The 20,207-nt window shown below is 54.8% G+C and carries 19 protein-coding genes and 1 pseudogene; 4 read left to right on the top strand and 16 right to left on the bottom strand.

Going from position 1 to position 20,207, the window contains the following annotated elements:
- The first annotated feature begins 3 nt into the window (after positions 1-3).
- Both N6H05_RS18830 and N6H05_RS18820 read left to right on the top strand, forming a co-directional pair.
- The gene (locus N6H05_RS18830) at positions 4-429 is read left to right on the top strand and encodes a hypothetical protein (protein ID WP_284111116.1); all 426 of its coding nucleotides are present in this window, start codon (positions 4-6) and stop codon (positions 427-429) included.
- A gap of 59 nt (positions 430-488) precedes the next feature.
- Positions 489-1,270 (top strand): annotated as a pseudogene (locus N6H05_RS18820) (IS5 family transposase).
- Here the strand turns inward: N6H05_RS18820 and N6H05_RS18815 are convergent.
- The 13 genes from N6H05_RS18815 to N6H05_RS18755 all read right to left on the bottom strand — a co-directional run bounded on the left by N6H05_RS18815 (position 1,238) and on the right by N6H05_RS18755 (position 15,101).
- The gene (locus tag N6H05_RS18815) at positions 1,238-4,828 is read right to left on the bottom strand and encodes a hypothetical protein (RefSeq protein ID WP_284111115.1); all 3,591 of its coding nucleotides are present in this window, start codon (positions 4,826-4,828) and stop codon (positions 1,238-1,240) included. The pseudogene N6H05_RS18820 and the gene N6H05_RS18815 sit on opposite strands and share 33 nt — an antisense overlap.
- A gap of 45 nt (positions 4,829-4,873) precedes the next feature.
- Positions 4,874-5,638 carry a hypothetical protein gene (locus N6H05_RS18810; protein ID WP_284111114.1) on the bottom strand — a complete coding sequence of 255 codons (765 nt, stop codon included), beginning with the start codon at positions 5,636-5,638 and terminating at the stop codon, positions 4,874-4,876.
- A complete protein-coding gene (locus N6H05_RS18805) occupies positions 5,638-5,937 on the bottom strand; it encodes a hypothetical protein (RefSeq protein ID WP_284111113.1) in 300 nt (99 codons plus the stop codon). Before N6H05_RS18805 ends, N6H05_RS18810 begins: the two co-directional genes overlap by 1 nt.
- 75 nt (positions 5,938-6,012) lie before the next feature.
- A complete protein-coding gene (locus N6H05_RS18800; protein WP_284111112.1) occupies positions 6,013-9,837 on the bottom strand; it encodes a tape measure protein in 3,825 nt (1,274 codons plus the stop codon).
- Positions 9,838-9,879: 42 nt separating this feature from the next.
- The gene (locus N6H05_RS18795) at positions 9,880-10,197 is read right to left on the bottom strand and encodes a hypothetical protein (RefSeq protein ID WP_284111111.1); all 318 of its coding nucleotides are present in this window, start codon (positions 10,195-10,197) and stop codon (positions 9,880-9,882) included.
- Positions 10,198-10,217: 20 nt separating this feature from the next.
- Entirely contained in the window at positions 10,218-10,673 is a 456-nt protein-coding gene (locus tag N6H05_RS18790) for a phage-derived protein YdaY family protein (RefSeq protein WP_284111110.1), read from the bottom strand.
- 123 nt (positions 10,674-10,796) lie between these two features.
- Positions 10,797-11,702 carry a phage tail tube protein gene (locus tag N6H05_RS18785; RefSeq protein ID WP_284111109.1) on the bottom strand — a complete coding sequence of 302 codons (906 nt, stop codon included), beginning with the start codon at positions 11,700-11,702 and terminating at the stop codon, positions 10,797-10,799.
- Between the two features lie 66 nt (positions 11,703-11,768).
- Complete coding sequence (locus N6H05_RS18780) at positions 11,769-12,200, bottom strand: hypothetical protein (RefSeq protein ID WP_284111108.1); 432 nt, start codon at positions 12,198-12,200, stop codon at positions 11,769-11,771.
- Positions 12,201-12,209: 9 nt separating this feature from the next.
- Positions 12,210-12,515: a hypothetical protein gene (locus N6H05_RS18775; protein WP_284111107.1), complete on the bottom strand. Its 306-nt coding sequence runs from the start codon at positions 12,513-12,515 to the stop codon at positions 12,210-12,212.
- Positions 12,508-12,852, bottom strand: coding sequence for a hypothetical protein (locus tag N6H05_RS18770; RefSeq protein ID WP_284111106.1), 345 nt, complete (start codon positions 12,850-12,852; stop codon positions 12,508-12,510). The genes N6H05_RS18775 and N6H05_RS18770 overlap by 8 nt, the downstream gene beginning before the upstream one ends.
- Entirely contained in the window at positions 12,852-13,250 is a 399-nt protein-coding gene (locus N6H05_RS18765; protein WP_284111105.1) for a hypothetical protein, read from the bottom strand. The genes N6H05_RS18770 and N6H05_RS18765 overlap by 1 nt, the downstream gene beginning before the upstream one ends.
- A gap of 88 nt (positions 13,251-13,338) precedes the next feature.
- Positions 13,339-14,337, bottom strand: coding sequence for a hypothetical protein (locus N6H05_RS18760; protein ID WP_284111104.1), 999 nt, complete (start codon positions 14,335-14,337; stop codon positions 13,339-13,341).
- A 104-nt stretch (positions 14,338-14,441) separates the two neighbouring features.
- Positions 14,442-15,101, bottom strand: coding sequence for a hypothetical protein (locus N6H05_RS18755; RefSeq protein ID WP_284111103.1), 660 nt, complete (start codon positions 15,099-15,101; stop codon positions 14,442-14,444).
- An 83-nt stretch (positions 15,102-15,184) separates the two neighbouring features.
- Between N6H05_RS18755 and N6H05_RS18750 the strand changes: the two genes are divergently transcribed.
- A complete protein-coding gene (locus tag N6H05_RS18750; RefSeq protein ID WP_284111102.1) occupies positions 15,185-15,691 on the top strand; it encodes a hypothetical protein in 507 nt (168 codons plus the stop codon).
- Here the strand turns inward: N6H05_RS18750 and N6H05_RS18745 are convergent.
- Both N6H05_RS18745 and N6H05_RS18740 read right to left on the bottom strand, forming a co-directional pair.
- Complete coding sequence (locus N6H05_RS18745; RefSeq protein WP_284111101.1) at positions 15,677-16,750, bottom strand: minor capsid protein; 1,074 nt, start codon at positions 16,748-16,750, stop codon at positions 15,677-15,679. The two genes, N6H05_RS18750 and N6H05_RS18745, sit on opposite strands and share 15 nt — an antisense overlap.
- Positions 16,750-18,177 (bottom strand): DUF4055 domain-containing protein, encoded by a 1,428-nt coding sequence (locus N6H05_RS18740; RefSeq protein WP_284111100.1) that lies wholly within the window; start codon positions 18,175-18,177, stop codon positions 16,750-16,752. The genes N6H05_RS18745 and N6H05_RS18740 overlap by 1 nt, the downstream gene beginning before the upstream one ends.
- A 142-nt stretch (positions 18,178-18,319) precedes the next feature.
- Here N6H05_RS18740 and N6H05_RS18735 point away from each other — a divergent pair, with 142 nt between their 5' ends.
- On the top strand, positions 18,320-18,778 hold the full coding sequence (locus N6H05_RS18735) for a hypothetical protein (protein WP_284111099.1): 459 nt from the start codon (positions 18,320-18,322) through the stop codon (positions 18,776-18,778).
- Here N6H05_RS18735 and N6H05_RS18730 read toward each other — a convergent pair whose 3' ends face one another.
- On the bottom strand, positions 18,779-20,206 hold the full coding sequence (locus N6H05_RS18730; RefSeq protein ID WP_284111098.1) for a phage terminase large subunit: 1,428 nt from the start codon (positions 20,204-20,206) through the stop codon (positions 18,779-18,781).
- Position 20,207: the final 1 nt, after the last annotated feature.

Genomic DNA, 20,207 nt, shown 5'->3' with positions numbered 1-20,207 from the left:
TGCATGAAGTCGGATGGCAACAGCGATGCGGCGGTTACTTTCGCGCCATCAAAGCTGGATGAAGCTAAAACCGCCGAAGCAGCGGCCGACGATGCCGAGTTGCCCGCATTCGTTGCGCTGGTCTGGGCGTTGCTGGCACTGCCGGATGCTGCAGACGCCGAACCACCGGCAGCAGTCGCGCTATTGGCGGCACTTGTTGCACTGGTCGAAGCCGCATTCTTCGATGCGTTGGCGTTGCTCTCGCTGGTCGCTGCATTGCTGGCGCTGGTCGATGCTTCGCCTGCCTTGGTGGTTGCGGTGTTTGCGGAATTCGACGCCGACGTGGCCGACGTTCCAGCATTCGTCGCATTGGTCGATGCAGTGGAAGCGGAAGTTGCTGCCGCCGATGCGCTAGCCGCTGCACCATTTGCCGAAGCTAGGCGGCGTTGACAAAAGGGATTCCCAATCGGTGCGTGTTCTGATTCAAGGCTGCTCTTTGGGGAGCGGTCATGGATCGAGGGGATTTGTCGGACGCGGAGTGGGAGTTGATCGGGCCGCTACTCCCGTCCGAGCGTGGGAGGCATGCCCGACCGGCCGGCGATAACCGGCGCTTTCTCAATGGCATGCTGCATGTGCTGCGGGTCGGTTGCCCGTGGCGCGACATGCACGAGCGCTATGGCAAGTGGAACTCGGTCTATGTCCGGTTCCGGCGCTGGGCGGAGCAAGGCGTCTGGGACGCCATGCTGCAAACGTTGGTCGATCTGGGCCTCACCGACGACTGGCAGCACATGATCGACAGCACCACGGTTCGCGGCCACGTCTCGGCAGCGGGCGGAAAAGGGGGGCTTGTGCGCAGGCTTTTGGTCGATCACGCGGCGGCTTTACGAGCAAGATCCACGCCCGCTGTGACAATCAGGGCCTCCCTGTCGGCTTCATCCTTACCGGCGGCGAGGCATCGGACTATACGGCGGCCGACGATCTGATGAACCTGCCGCTGCCCAAGCCCAGGGCGCTGCTCGCCGACAAAGGCTATGATGGCGACAGGTTCCGGGAGAACCTGCTCATGCGAGGCATCCTGCCCGTCATCCCGCCGCGCTCCAACCGCAAGGTGCCGGCCCATCCCGACTACCGGCGCTACAAGGATCGCAATCGTGTCGAGCGCATGTTCGCCAAACTCAAGCAGCAGCGCCGCATCGCCACCCGCTACGACAAGACCGTCCTGTCGTTCGAGAGCTTCATCAACCTCGCTGCCGCGCGACTATGGCTGAAAGCTTTTGTCAACACCGCCTAGAGCCGCTTCGCGTTCGGTAACGTCCGTGATGCGAATTTCACCAACACGGAAAATCAGCGATCCCGCAGTCTCTGATGAGTTCAGGCGAATGCCAGCGCGAAATAGCACGACATCGGCTGGGATGGTGGTCACACCGGAGATGGTATCAAGCGAGAATTTGGCAGTTAGGACATTGACAGAACCGGTGGTCGAATAGTTACCGATAGTGCTTGATCTATAATTGGATGCTGCTGTTCCGAAGCCGGATAGCATCGTTCCCAACGCTATGTTGAAACTAACCGAGCCGTCACTCTGAGTGATCTTGAACGAAACCGAGACTTCATAGATGCGACCGGGCTTTGGTGCGATCACGCCTTTGGTCAGGATATTATTGCCTGCACCGGCCCAATTGTTGAATTCCAACGACGGACCCATGTCGGCGTCGATCACCGCCGTTCCGGGAATGTCGGCTAAGCTGGTTGGATTGCCGGTTCGCTGGTTGGTCCAGTGCTTCGCGCCTTCATCAAAGGTCGATGGCAAAATGGGCGAAGTGACATAGAGCGCACCGAGCGTGCTGTTATAGGTCGAGTTCGCGGACACCGCCGATGCTGCGGCAGAAGTCGCCGCGTTACCCGCTTCCGTGGCTTTTGTGCCTGCGGTCGATGCCGAGCCACTTGCAGCCGTCGCGCTATTTCCGGCATTTGTGGCGCTGGTCGCGGCGTTGGTCGCGGAAGTCGCTGCTGCGTTCTTCGACCCTAGCGCATTGCTTTCGCTGGTTGCGGCATTCGTCGCACTGGTCGATGCTTCACCGGCCTTCGTGGTTGCAGTGTTAGCCTGTGTGGTCGCGGTCGATGCGGATTGACTTGCTTCCGTCGCTTTTGAGCTAGCCGTGGACGCCGATGTCGCTGCGGCAGTAGCCGAGTTGCCCGCGTTCGTTGCGGATGTCGCAGCGGCTGTCTGAGACGTTTTGGCCGCATTTTCCGACCCCTTAGCGTTTGTCTCGCTCGTCGCGGCGTTGGTCGCGGACGTGGATGCTTTACCGGCCTGTGTGGTGGCAGTGGTCGCACTGGTCTGGGCAGCAGATGCAGAAGTGCCCGCGTCGGTAGCACTGGTCGCTGCGGCGCTGGCAGAAGTGGAAGCTGCATTCGCGGACGCGGCTGATGCTTCGCGCTCGGTAACGTCGAGCAGGCGAATTTCACCGATAACGAGAGCAAGCCCGCTTTCAGACGAGTTCAGTCGAAGGCCTGGGCGGATATATTTGGTATTGGATGGAAGCGAGGCGATGCCAATGCCGCCACCGATCGCGAATTTGGCAGTGAAGGTCTGGACGGTATTGTTGGTTGTGACGCTAGACGAACCGCCCGAAGCGAATGCTGCTGACGATCCATCTGTGCCGACGTAGTTTTCGGCCATAGTCGCGAGGATCGGGTTGAAGCTGACCGAACCGTCGGAAGCCGTGACCTTGAAGCGAACCGTCACTTCGTAGATGCGACCCGCCGAGACAGCGACCGCGCCTTTGCTCAGGATATTCGTTCCGGCAGAGGTCCAATCGGAGAGCTGTAGCGCCTGACCGAGATCCGCATCTGTGACCTGAGTGCCTGTGGTCGTCGCTAGGGTTGCAGGTGCGCCATTGCGAACACGGGTCCAGTGCTTTGTGCCTTCCTCAAACGAAAACGGTAGCAACGGCTGATTATAGACCGTGTTGAGCAGGTCATTATATGTAGACGTGGCAGAGACGTTGCTTGCCTGTGCTGCGGTCGCGCTATTTCCTGCCTCAGTGGCCTTGGTGCTGGCGGTCGATGCCGAACCAGATGCAGCAGTTGCGCTATTGCTGGCATTGGTCGCGTAGGTCTGGGCATTATTGCGGGCAGTTTCGGCCGCACCCTGAGCCGCAACGGCAGCATTTTTTGCCGTGGTCGAATTGCTGAATGCGGTTTCCGCGTCGGTCTTTGCTGTCTGTGCCGCTGTTTTGGCCGTTTCAGCAGCGGTCTTTGCAGTCTCAGCGGCGGTCTTCGCCGTGGTCGCGTTGGTCGCTGCGGTCTGGGCCTGTGACCTGGCTGTCTCCGCTGCGGTCTTTGCTGCAATGGCATCCGCCTCTGCTGCTTCTGCGTCGGCCTTTGCCTGAGCAGCATTATTGCTCGCGGTCTGAGAAGTGGTCGCTGCTGCCTTTGCCGCGTCTTCTGAGATTTTAGCCGCATTGGCCGATGCTGCTGCGGTTGCCGTGCTGCCATATGTCTCGACCAGATCAGCGATATCGGCGTTCGCCTCGTTGACCTTCTCCTGAATGGTCTTGGACTTGATGACCGTGCCGTCGTCATCCTTGACCGCATCAAGCGCAGTGTCGGCAACGCCCTTGGCGTCATTGGCCAGCGATTGCGCGTTGTCGGCAGTCGTCTGGGCAGTCTGTGCGGCTAGAGCCGCTTCATCAGCAGCTTCCGCCAGTTCATTGACGATTGGCGAAGCATCGCTGTCCGAGTGGACGCCCCAGCATTTTTGATAACCGTAGCTGACTTTGCAGATCGGAGCCTTTGGCGGCTCTTCTTTCCAATCCAGAAACAGGGGAAACGTCGAGCGATCCGCATTAAGCGTGACCGCGCTTTTAGCGGACTGATAGAACTTGCCGCACTGATAAACGCCGTTCTTGTCCGCAAAGACATAACCGCCGGCATCCCTGAACAGCTTTTGCAGCGCGTCGAAGAACTCGGTCTGGCTGGTGACATACAGGTCCGTTTCAACGGCATTGAACGCGGAGAAATCACCGATCTTATCGGCAGACACGCCAGCAGCTTGAAGCAGCGCAGTAGCGACAGCGGGCAGGGTAGTGCCACCTGACATAGAAACGTCAGCGGTGATCTTTGGAGTAGGAGTGCCACCGAAACGGAACAAGCCTTCTGCAAAGCAAGTCGCATATTCACCCGGCTTTAGGGTTGCGGCGATCAGGTTCGCATATGAAGTGGCATTGCCCTTATATTGCGTGGCATCCAGTGGAAGACCATATTCATAAGGCTGGATCGCATAGACAGCGCCATAGCCATGAACCTGATAGACGAGATTGACCGGATCAATCTCAACAGGCTCGACCGACTTGGGATTGCCGAAGCAACGTGGCTTCAAGTTGCCCTTTGAACCAATCGGTCCTTCTGCGCCACCGCTGCCCGCATATGTCTTTGATAGTATCTTGGTAGTTAGGTCAGCTTCTGGACCAAGCAAGCGAACGGTAACGATATTGCCTTCGCGCTCTAGGTTCGATGCTTTGCCTTCGCCCCATTTCTGATAGTTGGAGAAGTCAGTGCCATGCTCGCCATACCATGCCTTGTATGTTGCGCCGTTCCAGACATAGCTACTCCACTCATGGTTTGTGAAGTCGTCAGAGCAGAAGAAGCTAATCTCGCCGCGTTCGACCTTGGGGTCATCGAGCAAACCATCGCTTGAGAGCGTAAAGCTCAGCGAAGGCATTGAGGTGATGCAGGGAAGCCATGCTTGATCGTTTGCAGTGGTCGCCAGTTTGTCGGCGCTCACATTCGTAAGGCGAAGGGTTTTAGGGGTTGCGCCGTTGAGAGGCGTAACTTCAAGGAGCATGTTATACACTGTAGCCATATCGCTATTTAGCGACTGGCTCAGTGCTTAGATTTCTCGGACGTAGAGTTCCAACTTGTAATAGTCGGATGAAACCGGACTGCCTTTGGCTGAACTTGTGATGCGACCAAAGACCGCTTCGCTCTGCAAGTAGACACTTTGGCTGTCAGGAATGAACAACAGACCTTTCTTAGTGCCAACATCGCGCAACAGTGGAAACCAGTTGCTCCAGTAGGATGCTTCCTTGACGTAGCCGATGCTGAACTTCCAAGATGTTTTAGTGTCGTAGGGATCGACAGTCTCGAAATTGCGATACTCGGTGCGCTGGCTGTTATCCTCGAAACTATGCTCTGCGTTCAGGTCGATACCATCTTCCTCAATGCGCTTGCCGATGATGAGACGACGCGCTTCCACATAGGTTGCCGGATTACCCGTGCTGGTGATGTCGATGCGGATAAATGTCTCAGTGCGGACACTCGGAGTGAGGATCAGCGACGTATTGCCACCGCCATTCGCCGCTCCGCTAAAAGCGGGGAGAGCGGTGCTATCGTAGGTCGGGGCACTGGTGGTCGCCGCTGCGGTCGCCGCTGCACGGATGCGAATGGTATCGGTGGCGCGCAGATTTGTGTCAGACAGGCAGACCGTATCCCATGAGCCAGCAGGCAATTGCACGGTGATCTGCACGGAAGACAGGTTAGACGAGCGCCAGACCATCGACGGGTGATCGAGATTCAGATTGGTCGCTGGTGCTGTTGTGCTGTTGTTCGATGATTGAACGGTGAAAGCCCTAGGGGCACAAATGACGACTGCCATTATCCATGCACCTTTGCGGTTGTAATTCCCTTGTTCAAATCGGTGGTGAAACTCAGGACGCGATAAGTCCTGCCGTCTGTGCCGTATTTGGGGATGACGGGAATGTAGCGGGGAACGCCTGTTAGAAAATCCTCAAGGGTCATCACGCCATCAATGCTCACTGTGAAAATGCGAGCAGTGTTGTTCTGGGCGAGGATCAACGGGCCTAGCTGGCTTGCGGTAGTAGGATCGACATTGCAGGAAAACTCTTCTTCGCGAGCGGTATTGTCACGCGCCTTAACGGCAGTGTCTTCCTTCACGTCCCAACGATATTCCTTCTTGATGAAAGATGCTCTGTTTGCGTCTATTGCCATGTGCTTATTTACGCGCCTCCCTTAAACATATTGCAGCTTGCCGTTGATGGCCGTGTAAGTCGTTCCGCCGGTTGTGGTGTAAACGACAGTTCCAGCGCTATTGCCCGACTTGATCGCGGATAGGATTTGCGCGAGGTAATCGGTCTGTAGTGTCTGGTTGGTTGTGATCGCGTTCGTCTGGCTGTTTAGAACCGAAGTCACGTCCGACGAAGTTGAAGCGGTAGAAGCTACGCCAAGCGCAGTTTCGACATTTGTTAGGAAGCCGGTGGTCGTGGACTTCAAGTCCGAAAGGAGCGCCTGATACTCCTTAGAGTTCGTGCCATAGACCGACTGACTGTTGTTAAGGATTTTATCGACAAGAGTTGAATATGCGTCCTGATCGACTTGCTTGCCCGCAAGTGCATCGCTCTGGTAGGAAGCAAACGCGGCCATGTTCTCGGTCAACTGCGCCATAGCGGACTTTCCGCTTGCTTCGCCGTTTAGAGTGTCCAAGATATCGCGCAGACCAGAAGTCTGTTCCTTAATGATGTCCTGTAGCTTGAGAGTGCGAAGCTGTTCTAGCTGGGCATATTCTTCGCTGGTCGCACCTGCCTCGTTGAATATCTTCGTGAGGTTATTGAACTCCAAGCTGAGTGCGTCGAGTGCAGAGCCAACCGGATCGAGACGGCTCTTCAAATCCTTGAAGACGTTCTCGAAGGTCAGCGCCTTTTCCATCTGCGCTTCGATGTCGTCGCCAGCTTTCAACAGTGCATTAGTGGAAGCCCTGACACCGACGATTGCACCATCACTGATTGCGTCCGCGATGGCTGCGCGGAGTGCTGCTTCTGCGCCATCCTTGCCATAGTCGGAAACGTCGCTGTATTTGCCCTTGAGCTTACCAGAACGCCCGCTGCTGCTGACACGCCATTTCCCCTTATACTGACCAAGCGAGACGGAGTAATTGCCCACGTCTGCGCCAAGCTGGGCAGCGATGTTGTCGAGCGTCGATATGATGCTGTTACCGGCAGCGGACGCATTGTCCTCATATGCCTGCTTGTTACCGCGAGTAGTGACAGTGCCGTTGGTGACGGTCGCTGTGCCCCACTTGGCCTTTTTCAGCAGACCACCAAGCGCGCCGCCGATCAGCGATCCGGCCAGCGAACCAAGAGGGCCGCCAATCGAGCCGATTGCGCCGCCAATGGATGAACCAGTGCTATTGAGGCCCAGCATGGAGCCGACTGCGCTACCGATGCCAGCGCCGCCAGCAGCGTTGCCCAGAACGCTACCAAGGCCGCTCATAAAGTCGCCGCCCTTGCTGAACATGCTGCCGAAGGATTTCTTAAATCCACCGAAGCTGTCCGAAATGCTGGACAGCGGTTTGGTCCAAGTGCTGCTTGTGAACAGCTTGTCACCAAACGAACTTGCGCCGCTCTGGAATGATTTGCCCAGACCGTTTAGCGACCCATCGACCTTGCGACCGAAGACATCGACCAGCGATCCGATTGCACCAAGACCACCGAAATTCTTGCCGGTAGCTGCGGTCGCAATGCCCTGAATGGCACGGCCTAGCTTGCTGATCGCGGAGCCGAACGCACCTTGGAATTGATCGCCAAGGGCCTCGATGCGCTGACCGAACTCGTCGCGGAATTGCATTGAGGTATCGAGCGCAGCTTGTGCCAGACCCTCTTTGATTTCCTTATAGACCGCATCGCTGATCGTGCCATTTGCACGGCCCACTTCGAGCGCAGCCATATCGGTTGCGGACTGCTTAGCGGCCTGTGCTTTGCGAAATGACGCGCTGTATTTGTCGGCCAGGTCGACAGCGCGGTCCAATTGCTGATTAAGCAGCTTATTGGCATCCACGCGGGCAAGATCGGTGCGCAGTGCCTTTTCCGCGGCCTGATACGCAGCGCTTTGCAGGTCCACGCCTTCGGCCGCAGCCTTTGCACGGAATTCCAGAATGCCGCGTTCGCTCTCAATCTGATCCTGAGTGAGACCGGCAATTCGCTTCTTGGTCATCTCTTCCGAGATCCCGGCAGCGGTCACAGCGTCGATATGGGCCTGAGCGGCATCGGCTAGGAACTTGTTGGTGCGGACGAGCTGGGTCGCGGTGGTCAGGCGCTGCAATTCGGCAGCAACCAGATCACGGCCTAGGATTTTCTGTAGCTCTAGCTGCTTTTTATGATCTTCGGCTTTGATGCCCAGCAGTTCGGCAGTGGCAGCTTCGTTCTTGAGAGTTTCCCAGAACTCCTTTTCTGCCTTCGCGCGCTTTTCGGCATCGCTTTCGCCGCTCTTCTTCTTATCCGCTGCTGGCTTGTCCTTGCCCAATGCAGCAAAGTCGATGTTGCCCTTTGCCGATTTTCCGGCTGCTTCATCGATCCACTTGCGATTGCCGCGCTGGTCTTGCTGGACACGGCCTGCACCGGCAATAACACGGCTCGCGACCTTTTGAGTGCGGCTAAACCAGAGATCGATTTTGCTGAACTTGGAGAAATCGCCAGTGAGGGCGGCAGCAAGAGCCGCACCGGTCTGCATGAACGATGTCTTCAATTCGGCCAGTGCGACCTTGAAGATATTCGGAAGCTGACCAGCGACATACTGAGCAGCGCGCAAAATCCCGACAAGGCTTTCGCCCATACTCTGGCCAGTCGATTGCGTCGCGGGCATTAGCCAATCGAAAGCAGCACCAAACGCACTACGAATGCCACCGGCGACCATGCCGATGATATCACCGGCAAAGCCCATAACGCTGCCGATGACGCTGCCCGCCATCGAGACCCATTCACCTAGGAACTTGAAAGCGACGGCTAGGCCATCAAGCTGGCTCTTGAATGTGCCAGCGCCCTGAGTGCCGCCGATCCACATGGAAAGCAGGCCGCCGCCAACATCCACGACGACCGACAGCAAGCCACCAACAATATCCATGATGCCGGAAAGCAGGGGAGTGATGGCCGCTAGACCACCCGATACAGCATTGACGACCTTGCCGACGGTCTTATTCAGAACGCCGTCACCCATTGCCGCGAGTGTGTTGAAAATCTGATCTTCGAATTGGGAGAACGCGCCCTGAGCGGTGGCCATCTGTCGGGCCATTGCTCCACCGAAATTGGTGTTGCCGATACCGACAATGTATTTCTGAATTGCCGATGCGTTTTTATCGACGGTCGTGGTCACGCCCTGAAAAGTGAATTTGACCTTATTGCCTTCTTGGCTGGCCTTGATGCCAAATTCCTTGAGGCGTTCAAACTCACCGGTCGTGGCGTCCGCAACGGCTTCGACCATCTGCGTCATGTCCTTGCCCATCGCGGCAGACGTATTGCCGAAGCTGGTCATGATCTCGGTCGAGGTCTCTAGACCCAGAGCGCGCATTTTGATGAAGCCATTGACGGACTGCTCCGTCGAGAACGGGGTATTGTTACCGAAAGCGACCAGTTCACGATAAGCTGCGTCAGCGGCTTCCGTGCTTTTTGTCATGGTCAGCAAATTGGCTTTCCATGTCTCGACCTTCGCGGCTGCTCCGACTGCTACGGTGGCGAGCGCGCCAATACCCAGGACGACACCACCGATGATGCCCGCGACCGGACCCATGCCCATGAGTTTGGAAATGAGATTGCCGACAACCGGAATTGCGGCAGCAGAACGACCATTGATGTCGTCCATGATCTTGCCGACTGCGCCACCGGCTTTGGCGTTGTCGTTCATTGCGCGGGTCAGGCGACCCAATGCCGATGTCTGATTGTCGCTTGCCGCTGCTGTGCGACGTGAAGAATTACCGACTGAACCAATGGCCTGATTGACGCGGCGAGCGCCAGCCTCCGCACCAGCAGCCTCGATATTGATCCTAATTACTGCTTGTGCGTCTGCCACGGGTTCTCCTTCTTATGAGAGGTTCCCGTTATTTAGCTGGCTCTACTTGCCCTTAGAGGACATGGCTCGCTCTGCCTGCTCACGCGCTTTGTTGAGAACAAAGCCGTCCAGTTCGCGAATGATGTAGAGGAAGTCGGAGCGCTCTTTACCCTTCAAATGCCACTCGTCTGCCATAAGCCGGATTGCAGAATGAGGGATGGGGAGTAGCGCACCTTGTGTTGCTGGACGATCCGTAGATAGTTCATGATATGCCCACCAGTGCCATGACCATTCAATATCTGGCTGGTCGGCTAGTGCTTTAATGGCAAGCTCATTACCGGCATCGGCTCCTTTCTGGAGTGGCGCGAGATCATCGCGCATACTCCAGTCCAAAGCCTTTATTAGTTTCCCGAGATTTCGTCCTTGTCGGCTGAGCCATAGTTGCGAACGTCAGCAGCAAATTCCAGCAGTTCCACAAAGACCACCTTGCGGACAGCCGGAATGGAAAAATACTGCTTCGCCATTTCCTTGCTATATGGAACTTCTTCGCCACTCTTCTTGACGCCCTTCCAATCAAGTAGGATAGCGTCAAGGAAGACTTCAAGTGCAAGATCGTCAGCAGTGACTTGCTTCAAGCGGATTGCCTTAGCGTGCTTATTCTTAACGCGCTCTTGCACCTTCTTGATCGCTGGATTGTCGCCGTCATACATGACCAGCTTAAATTCACCCCAACACTGGTCATGTTCGTCCAGAACAGGAGGCGACCAAACGCCTTCAACTGCAACGTCTGCGTCATAACGGACTGGGATATCAAAGCCGAAGTTCTCATCGGCTACGGTAGTTTCGTTCTTTGCCATCTTATGTTCTCCCTTAATGGTTTATCGGCAAAGGTATTTATGCGTCTGATAAGGAAGCGGCCCTGAGCCGAAGCCCAGAGCCGCCGAGAGCTACCTAAGGGAGAGGAAGTAGCTCTCTATCTCTTACAACTTGGTGATTACCAAATCTGTGCCCGAAGTTGCGTCATAGCCAGCCTTGAAGGTGATCGTCACGAAAGCCGAACCATCGCTGATGCTATCGACGGGCATATCGCCATATGCAGCAGGAAGCTGGAAACGATAGCCAGCACCGGTTGTTCCGATATCGAAGCTAACAGCCTGAGCCAGACCGGTGATCGCGCTATTGATGGCGAAGCTCTCACGATAAGCCCTGACCGTGACAGTGGTTTCGCGAGTGCCGTTGACGCCAAACTGTAGACCGGTGTTCGAGCCGAGGACCGGACGACGAGTGCGGTCCAGCGTGGTTTCGAAGGTCAGTTCAGCAACGGAGAGGGTCTGGCCCGCAACAGTGATGCTCTGAACTTCCGAAGCCAGAAACTCAGTAGCGCCGGTGATCGCGGTAACAGCCAGCGCGTTATCGGTTGCGCCGTCGGTCACGCTTGCGCCGATCAAGTTCCACGAGCTTTTCACTTCGTCATTGCCGGTGGTCGAGATCGAGAAACCAGTGACCATGTTACCCGCGTAGGTCTTATACATGTCATTGGCCAGCTTATGGATGACCGAGAAGCTGCTATCGACAGTGCCCGCTTTCAGGACTTTAGTAGCAAAGGTGTTCGACAGAGCGCTTTGCAGCAGAATGTCCATAAAAGCATGGTTCTGGAAACGAATGTCCAGTGAGCCTTCTGGATTGACCATGGCACGACGCGAACCATTGCTGGCGCGATTTGGACGCTTGGTAGGGCTTGCGATAGTGGTAGCAGCAGCGGTCAGAAGAGCCGCGTCCGCTCCTAGCGGAAGTTCGTAACGGGTTGCAGTTGCGGTTGGCGTAACGCCAAACACAGTCTCAGCGATGATGCTGGACGTAATATCAGATGAGCTAACGAGTGCCATGCGGTCTCCTTGTTGTTAAACTAGGGAGCCGCAAAAACAGGCTCCGTGCCTGTATTTATTGCGAGGTCAGGAGCGATTGCTTTCGTAGGCAAATGAGCCATTCACCTGATAGAACTTCTTGTCATAGCCCTTGCGCTGATCCGTCGATAGGACACGCAAGCAAGTGTCTTCGCTTCGATATTTACGGAAGTGATTATGGAAGCAATCAACAATGTCGGTTGCTGGACCAGTGCCCATTCCCTTTGGTACAAAGACCTGCAAATAGGCAGTGCCAACACTCTTGAACATGTGTGGACCGGCGTTGACCTTTTGGACACTCGCACCGGGTTCAATCACCCAGCGAACATAAGGCTGGGTTGCGTCAACCTCTTCGTCTGGCTGGTTCTCGACTAGCTTCTGGCTATCAGAGAGAACAACCGTGTCGCCGTTCTCATCCTTGTAACTCAGTTCACAAGTCCAGAAACGCGCATTCAAATCATCTACGTCCAAATAAATCATCGGTTCTCCTTAAAGTCGGGTTGCAGCTAGGACGGCATTATCGATCCAGCCTTTGGGCGCTTGTCCAGAATGACCATCAACAAGCTGTGGGCCGTATGTTGTGGTGTTCTCGACCTTGCCGTTTTCAAATGGCTGTGTGGGAGTTTCGACAGTCCACGCACCACGGAATGCGCCAGTATCTACGGGCGAACCAGCAACCACGTTGGCATGAACATCAAGTGTGACCTTAGCTGCCACTTCAACGACTTTCTGTTCAACCATCTGCTTCATGGCTGGGGTCTTGTTGAGCAAGTCGGAGAGATCGATTTTAAGCATTCTCCACCTCCGCAAAATGGATGATAGCTAGGTTGGTTGGCTGAACAGTTGTCACTTTGCCGATTGTCCACTTGCGATCACCCATCATCAGAATGTCGCCGGTCGCTGGCTTTGCGAGCAGGTATGCGACCGTACGGACAACAAGACGGCCTGTGTTCTCATCCAGCACTTCAAGTTCATCCATGACAGCTAGGGTAGCCACTGGATCGACCGTGACAGCAATGCGTCGATTGCTCTTCTTGTCGAAGGAAACTGTCTCACGGCTCAGGGTTGCAGCAGCGCCAAACTCGTTCAGCATTTCGACTGCGAGTTCTGCCATTTCCTCATAGAACGTCATTAGCGGACCAGCTTTCCGAAGCTGACCGATGGGACAGCTACCGTGGGTAGTTTGAGGGGTTCGATTAGCTTGGTCACGCCGGGAAAGGGATCAAGTGCGGATGGCTCGAAATACTCGACCTCCTTCTTCATTCCCTTCATTTCCTTCTTCTCACTCTTCACGACAGGCTGCGCCGTCATTGGATCGACGGATTGGAAAAGGCGAAGTGCAAGAAGGGCCACCGACATGAGATAGCGCGGGTGCGCTTCTGCTTCCGCAATAAGCGGAGCATAGTTTGCTTCAACATAATCGAGAGCGCGGACAATCATTGCGCGACGTGTGTTCTCGGCAATCGCTGCCCACTCGGAGTAGCCGCGATCTGCATGGAAGGTATCAACTTGATCTAGTGTAACTGCCATTAGGCCTCCTGAGTTTTCAGTATTTATGAGGCACAAGAAAACCTGCTCCGTTTCCAGAGCAGGTTTCTGTTTCCCTTTCGCGGGAGAATTATGCTGGCTTCTTATACTTAATGAAGCGGAAGCCGAAGTGTTCAGGAGCGACTTCCAGTTCCCAAGTTGCGGCGTTCTCTAGTGCGGTCAGGTCGGGTGCAACCGAACCAGCATAGTTAGTGCCCTGAACGTGAGAAACGAAGCCCTGACGCGAGTGCAGCAGGGTAGCGCCGCCGCCCGTACCGCCATTAGCGAGGCGGTTGATTTCGATTTCGTTGCTACGCGCACCAAATGCGATTGCGCCGCTACGTGCGATAGCCATCTGAGTTTCACCGAAAGCTACGCTCTTGAGCAGCTTGTAGCCCTTGTAAGTTGCGAACTTGGTGCCGGTCTGCGCAGGAGTCAGGAAGCCCGAAGTCTCCTGGCTCTGGAAGAGTGCGTAAAGGGTTGGGTGAACGATCATAACGTCGAACATATCCTGATACTCAAGTGCAGTAGCAGCAGCCTTGAGAACGGTGTTCATCGAAAAGTCGGTCGAGGTCGAACCCGAAACAAGACCAGCATAAGCTGCCTTCTTAGCAAGCAGGGACGCGTCAGCGCCGGAATAAGCGAGAACGCCTTCAATGTGTGCCTGAACACCCTTCACAGACGATACAGTGGTCTTCTGGAAGCGGGTGTTCCAATACTGACCGATACCAGCTTCGATGCCGCCCTTGGCATCATACTGGGTGACCATACGAGCGAGATCGGTGTAGCCCCAAGCCCAGTTTTGCTCATGACGCAGGACGTTAAATTCGTCGGCGGTCAGCTTGCCGCTAGCGCCCTGTTCGTTGATGTCATCGGTGCTGATGTTGACGTTAGAGGCGTCGAGTGGTTCGATGTAGGCGAGGCCCTGCTTTCGCGCACCACCGCTAAGAACTGCATCTACTTCTGGGCCGGTTGCAGCAAGACCGCTGTTGATGATTGGGTTCTGTTCTTTCAGAACGAGGTCAACACGAGCGCCAAGTGCCTTTTCGCTCGGGACTAGATCGTTAATAGTTGTGCCTTGAATGGTCATCTTATTATGTTCTCCAACTACGGGACAAAACTCGGCCCATGTTGGAGGGCCGGGGAAGCTGTTCTTGCTTCCCCGTTATTTATTCCAATGGCTCTTTAGGTGGCTTAGACCTTCAAACTATCGGGAAGTCCTAGCTGGCTGACGATGGCGTTATGTTCGGTAGGGTTGTCGCGAGCGAGTAACTGAGCCTCACGCGAGCGCGTTCCCAGGAACTCTTCTTTCGTCCATTTGGAGGGAGCGGTGGTGTTGGTGTTGCCGGATGCGCCAGCGCCACTATTGTCAGCTACTCGACGGAAATGTGCGCCGGTGTTGCTGTTCAGGTAGTTGGTGACATATTCCCCGACACCGACAGCTTCGATTGTCGCAACGCCATTCTCATACTGAACGCGATCCTTTGCCCAAGCAATGAACTGCTCAGCAAGTTCGGGCCTGCCGCTTTCGTTGTAGGCGCGAGTAAGTTCGTTATCGATGCGGATTTTGCGCAGGTCGGTATCCGCTGCATCTAGCTTGTCTTGCAGCTTCTTGAGTTCTTTCACATGTGCGGATTTCAGCGCTTCGATGTCGCCATTGCGTTCTGCTGCCTGAGCCGCTGCTTCGTCGGCTGCGTCTTGGGCTTCCTGAGCTTTCTGCTTGACCTTCTGCTTCTCAGCTAGAAGTTCCTTGTTCTTGGCGCGTAGCTTGTCGATTTCGGTTTGAAGATCAGCAGTGTCGTTGCTGGTGTTGATTTCGCTGTCTTCCGTGACAGTCTTAGTATTGTCGGTCATTTTTGTCCTTCCCGCCACAGGCGTTCTCGGTTACTTCCACTTGGAAGCAATCGTATTTAGCGGGGTTATTGATGTTCTGTCCGTTGGCAGTCGATTATGGTAATGTCGCAGACTGGGTTTCTGGAATTGCAAGCGTCATAGCTGGCGTGGGTAGCGTGGTTGCAGTGATCTTTGCTGTTAGGATCGCAAATAGTCAGCGCCGTTATGACCAGCAGCTTCGACAGATTGCTGATAACCAAGCACATGAGAAACGCGCCCATTTGATCGGTGAAGTGATCCGCCTGACCGCTGAGATTGAGGCGAAAATCCAAGAGGTCTATGGAAGGGTCGTCGCTACATCCACGTTCGGAGATAGCTGGCGAAAGGATATTTCCGAGATCGAGCCTATCCGGTTGCAATTGGAATCGTTGCAGCAATTAGCCACTTCTGATCCCCAGCTTTATGGTGAAATTGGGCGCATCACCCGCGAAGCGGTTTTCGTGCATGATATCCATAATAAATCGGCAGGATTGGTCGGGGGGCAGTTGAGGCGGATGCGCGATATTATGTTTGAACGCCGCGCGGCGGTGGTCAGATTACTGGAGAATTGACGGGTATTTGTCCTTTAGCTGGTCCAGTGTCAGCTTTGTGCCATCCGACTTTACAAGCTGGTCTAGTTTCAGCTTTCCGTCGCGGAACAAAGCTGCACGGGTCGGGCCTAGTATATCGTCCTGAACAGCGGCACTCTTAGCGGACAGCCATTGCTCATAGCGCGGTGCGCCAGCTACCTGACCGTCCATGCTCGCACGATCACCCTTGGGCAGTTCGTCCTTGTCGATACCCATTTCCCGGAAGCTCTTTGTCACCGCAACGCTGATCGAGCGGCAGCGGATATGTCTGGGTGGAATTGGACCTTCGCCAATTGGAAAGACTTTTCCGTCGAGGCTGGCGCACCCAATAGTCGTGCGCGTGTCTAGCGTGGCCAGAAACTGCCAGCCTTTGACCACATGACTATTTGCCTTCCACGTCTCCTGAGCGGTGACGTTGGAGACATGAGTAACAGCGGTGCGGACAATCGACTGAGCGGATCGACGGCTAACATCAAGGATGCCATCGCTATATTGAGCGGCTTTCGTGCCCCGGATGCGACGGACAATTTGATCCGTCGTCTCACTCTGAGTGAGGCCCAGACGGATTGCTTGGGTGACGCGATCAATGCGTCCTTGCTCCATCCCTTCGGTCCAGCTTTTCAGCAGGCGACCTTCAAATGGCACTTCCTCGACAATGGCTTTCAAGCGGGCAGGGGCGGGCAGTTTCGTGCCGACTTCCACCAGCAATGCGCCTTCGATCGCTGCCTTCTGGAAACCCGCTTCCGCTGCCGCGAAATCGTTTAGCTCGTCGGCCAGGCTGTCATGCAATTGCTCATAGATCGCGGCATTGAGAGCGCGCAGCTCGTCCAGCAGGGCAAGCAAACGCTTGGTGCTTTTCGGGCCTAGGTCGTATCTGCGTTCCTCAATGGAGGCGAGCCGACCAGCGATCTTTTCCAGAAGATCAGCGTCAGCGCTGTTGAGCAATTTGACGATGCGGTCGGAAATGCCGTTGCCATAGCGACTGATCGCTATGGCGTGGGCAATGGCGCGGTCCTGTAGGGACTGATTGACTGTGGCCATTATAGAGCCTCAGTGCTTGGCCTGTCCGCGACCTCGACCTTCGTGGCTTCGATTTCGGCCGCAACGTCGAGCGCCGGCGACAGCACTTCACCATCCTTGAGGCAGAGCAATAGCTGGTCATGCGTGATAGCACCGGCCTGCCATAGACCTTGGAGCGCAGAGATTGCCTGTGGCGACAAGCTCTGTGGCACGAAGTCCTTGTTGACGGAGAATGTCAGGTCAGCTTCTGCCGCCGGATCGGCCCAGCGCGCCAACAGCTTGAGAGCGCGAAGCATCTTGGCGGAAATTGTGCGCGCAAAGCTGGCAAGGATGGCCATTTCCGCTGCGCGGTAGATCATCTGCGTTTCTGGTGCTTCTGGTGCGGGCTTGTCGGGAGCGACAATGGAATGGCCTGCGATGCGCAGTTCGTCCTTTATCTCCTTGACCGAGTTTTCGAGCGTAGCCGCGCCTTGTCCCTTGAATTCCAGATATTCAGCAACCGTGTCCTTGCTCTCAAAGAGCCACAAACTGCCGGGGGCTACCGGAAAGTCTGGAAACTGTAGCTGGCCGTCCTTGTCGAGAACGTAATTGTCATCCTTGTCCTTCAACGGCGAAATGCCGCGAATGGTGGGGATGGGGGCGCTCAACGTGTAATGGACGTTGGAGAGCAAACCCTGCTGGATATAAAGCTGGAGATTGAGATCCACCACATGCTGCAAAAGCGATGGCTGCGGCGTGAGCTTTTCCGACGTGCTGACCAGAACGAACGGAATTTCACCCAATGCCTTGCCGTTGACCAATGGAGTTTGGATCGGGCCGGGAATGAATGCCTCGCCATCCTTGGTCCAGATACGCACCTGATAGATGCCCTGATTGACCATCAGTTCGCGGATGCGAGTGCAATCCTGTTCCATCAGTCGGACGCGGACTAGCTGGCGCTTTCCACCGACCAAGCCGGGCTTCAATTCAAGGATGCTTTCGGCGGTATAGCCAGCAATGAACGGGCGATATCCCTGCTCGAATGCATTGGCGGCGCTCAGTCCGGTAAATTCATCCCTGCTTGGGTGATCGACAAGCAGTCCGGTGAAATTGGTGATTAGCGTCTCGCGGATCAGCCATTCGGTCAGTTCGTTGAGGTTCAGATAGTCGGGTGTAAGCAGTTCGCAGAGCGTGCCGATAATCTCGCTCTTTGTGCCAAGCTGATCGGGCTTGCGCTTGATGAGGCCGACCCAGCCTTGCAGCGTCTTTGATGCTGCGGGAAAGAAACGGGTTCGGAAAAGGTGCGAGTTGTATGTTGCATCATCATCTGCGGGATTAGCAGCAGGCAGATAGATGGAATTCTTTGCTTTTACGGCTTCTTCGCCATCTGCAAAATCGCGGTTACGAACAAAACGCGGGTGATGTTTAGCAATCTCAGGTGTTGCTTTGGAAATATCATCGATAGGCACTAAAATCCTCTGCCAAAGGCATTAAGGGGGCGCGTCACGGACGCAATGAAGCGGCGTGGCACAGCCCTGCCTTGGCTATTTATGAGGTTGCCGAAGAGGGTTATGATGCGAAACATAACGGCAAAAGCTAGATGAGGTTAGAATGGACGTAGCGGAAGCGGGGGTTTGGGCAACGATCGGCGTAGGGTGTGCAGCAGCCTTTGTTGGCATTGTTCAGGCGCTGATCTACGGGCAGCAGTTGCGGGTTCAAAAGCAGGCCAACAAGCAAGCGTTATTTGATCGCCGGATCGAGGTGTATAGTGCCACGAAAAAGCTCGTTGAAATATATATCGAGAGCGAAGGCTATCAGATTAAAGACGCGCAGTTTGAGAGGCTGATGTTGGAAGCTAAGTGTGTCTTCTCAAAGGAAGTGCAAGCCGCCTTTCAAAGCGTCGAAAATCAACTTCGTAAGCATCGATCTGGAATACCGGAAATTGAATATAATTTGTATGGAGAAATTAAGCCATCAACATATGTCGGCGGTCCAGCGCTTATTGCGAAATTGAAATCCTCTATGAGTTCGTTAGCTACAGAGGTGATGTATGATTTAAATCTAGCCTGATTAGCGTAGTCGTTTGTAGCGGTATGCGCCGCCGCCCGTTGGTTCGGGCTTCTTCTCTTGGTTCAAGTCCAGCAGTTCAGTGATGCCCCAAACTACCGCGTCCATGCGGTCAGGTGACTTCCTTCTACTCGCTGGACTACCCCAATCACACATTTGCGCTTCTAGCTCTTTGTGAGTGCCCACATGATGCACTTTGCCGATCTCATACTGAGCAGCAACAGGTTCAGCACGAGACGACTTGTCGCCCGTAGTTCGATTGGCATTGACGAACTTCAGTGGCAGATGCGGACTATGTTGCATAATGGTGCTTTGCAGCCACTTACCACCCGCATTGTCTTCCAGAATGATGCGACTTGCACCCCAATCCCTATATGCCTCTGCGATAACATCACAGACATGGATAGGAGAGCCGTTGCGGCTATAGTCGGCCAACACATAGACTTCCGCGTCTTTGCCGTATCCTGAAATCCCCTGAACGGTGATGCCGTGAAGGTCGTTCTTTGTATCGCCCTTTGTCGCTGGATCGACTGCAACTGTGATACGGTTCAACTCGATGCCGTGATCGGCAAGTAGGTCCAATGTCTGTGCTGGAGTGACGATGCTGTTGGGCTTAGGAAAGCGATGATCGACAAACATCCTCTCATTGAACAATGCGTTGCTGTTTTCGTCGGACCATTCACCTTCCAGATAACGACGGCGATCACTTGCGCTCATCGTTTCCATATTTTCGGTGTAGTCTTCCGAGAGATTTTCTAAGTTGGCTTCGGTTCGGAGTTTCTGGGATACCCATTGATGCTCACGCGGCATTGCGTCGCCATCGCTGGGATTAATGTGCAGCTTGAACGCCTTATATTCCCAGTCGCTAAAGAAGCGCGGGTTGCAATCAAAGAACATCTTGTTTTTGAGCAGCTTTCCATCTTCTGTTTCCGACTTTCTTCGAAGTCGGGTCATTAGAGTGGATACCTGACTGTAACTTAGGCCGTCCTCGTTGCACTCATTGAGCCAGACAGTGTTGAACTCGTCACCAAGGACTTTCGATGTTCGGTTTTCATCAAGCCCGTTGAAATAGAGTTCACTGCCGTTGGGGAGGGTGACGATCATCTTCGAATAGCTGATGCCATTCTTTGCTTCGATCTGTTCACGAAGGCCCGGAAATCCCTGATCCAGCACTTCGAAGAGCGTCTTATTGAAAAGGGTCTGCTCACAAGAGTTTCTGGTCAGGCGGTAAATTGCGTGACGGGTGTTCCTAGCGCGATACGCACGAAGCAACACAATGAACATGATGAGCCAGCTTTTGCCGGAACCACCACCCCCGTAAAAAAGGTGGAACTTGTTACCTGCGGTAGTGGCAAGGCGATATGCTTCCCACTGGTCTTCATTAAAGCCATCGAAGTTGGGGCGGATGCCCTTACTGGAACTTGTAGTCATC

Source organism: Sphingobium sp. WTD-1, assembly GCF_030128825.1.
Lineage (GTDB): Bacteria > Pseudomonadota > Alphaproteobacteria > Sphingomonadales > Sphingomonadaceae > Sphingobium.
Note: the sequence above shows the minus strand (reverse complement) of the source record. Positions and strands in the feature narration are given on the sequence as shown.

Bases quoted from the DNA above. Each gene is read 5' to 3' on its own strand.
- N6H05_RS18830 (WP_284111116.1), top strand. From the start codon at position 4: ATGAAGTCGGATGGCAACAGCGATGCGGCGGTTACTTTCGCGCCATCA.
- N6H05_RS18780 (WP_284111108.1), bottom strand. From the start codon at position 12,200: ATGATTTATTTGGACGTAGATGATTTGAATGCGCGTTTCTGGACTTGT.
- N6H05_RS18730 (WP_284111098.1), bottom strand. From the start codon at position 20,206: ATGACTACAAGTTCCAGTAAGGGCATCCGCCCCAACTTCGATGGCTTT.
- N6H05_RS18765 (WP_284111105.1), bottom strand. From the start codon at position 13,250: ATGGCAGTTACACTAGATCAAGTTGATACCTTCCATGCAGATCGCGGC.
- N6H05_RS18770 (WP_284111106.1), bottom strand. From the start codon at position 12,852: ATGACGTTCTATGAGGAAATGGCAGAACTCGCAGTCGAAATGCTGAAC.
- N6H05_RS18815 (WP_284111115.1), bottom strand. From the start codon at position 4,828: ATGCTCCTTGAAGTTACGCCTCTCAACGGCGCAACCCCTAAAACCCTT.
- N6H05_RS18795 (WP_284111111.1), bottom strand. From the start codon at position 10,197: ATGCGCGATGATCTCGCGCCACTCCAGAAAGGAGCCGATGCCGGTAAT.
- N6H05_RS18790 (WP_284111110.1), bottom strand. From the start codon at position 10,673: ATGGCAAAGAACGAAACTACCGTAGCCGATGAGAACTTCGGCTTTGAT.
- N6H05_RS18810 (WP_284111114.1), bottom strand. From the start codon at position 5,638: ATGGCAGTCGTCATTTGTGCCCCTAGGGCTTTCACCGTTCAATCATCG.
- N6H05_RS18775 (WP_284111107.1), bottom strand. From the start codon at position 12,515: ATGCTTAAAATCGATCTCTCCGACTTGCTCAACAAGACCCCAGCCATG.
- N6H05_RS18785 (WP_284111109.1), bottom strand. From the start codon at position 11,702: ATGGCACTCGTTAGCTCATCTGATATTACGTCCAGCATCATCGCTGAG.
- N6H05_RS18755 (WP_284111103.1), bottom strand. From the start codon at position 15,101: ATGACCGACAATACTAAGACTGTCACGGAAGACAGCGAAATCAACACC.
- N6H05_RS18735 (WP_284111099.1), top strand. From the start codon at position 18,320: ATGGACGTAGCGGAAGCGGGGGTTTGGGCAACGATCGGCGTAGGGTGT.
- N6H05_RS18760 (WP_284111104.1), bottom strand. From the start codon at position 14,337: ATGACCATTCAAGGCACAACTATTAACGATCTAGTCCCGAGCGAAAAG.
- N6H05_RS18745 (WP_284111101.1), bottom strand. From the start codon at position 16,750: ATGGCCACAGTCAATCAGTCCCTACAGGACCGCGCCATTGCCCACGCC.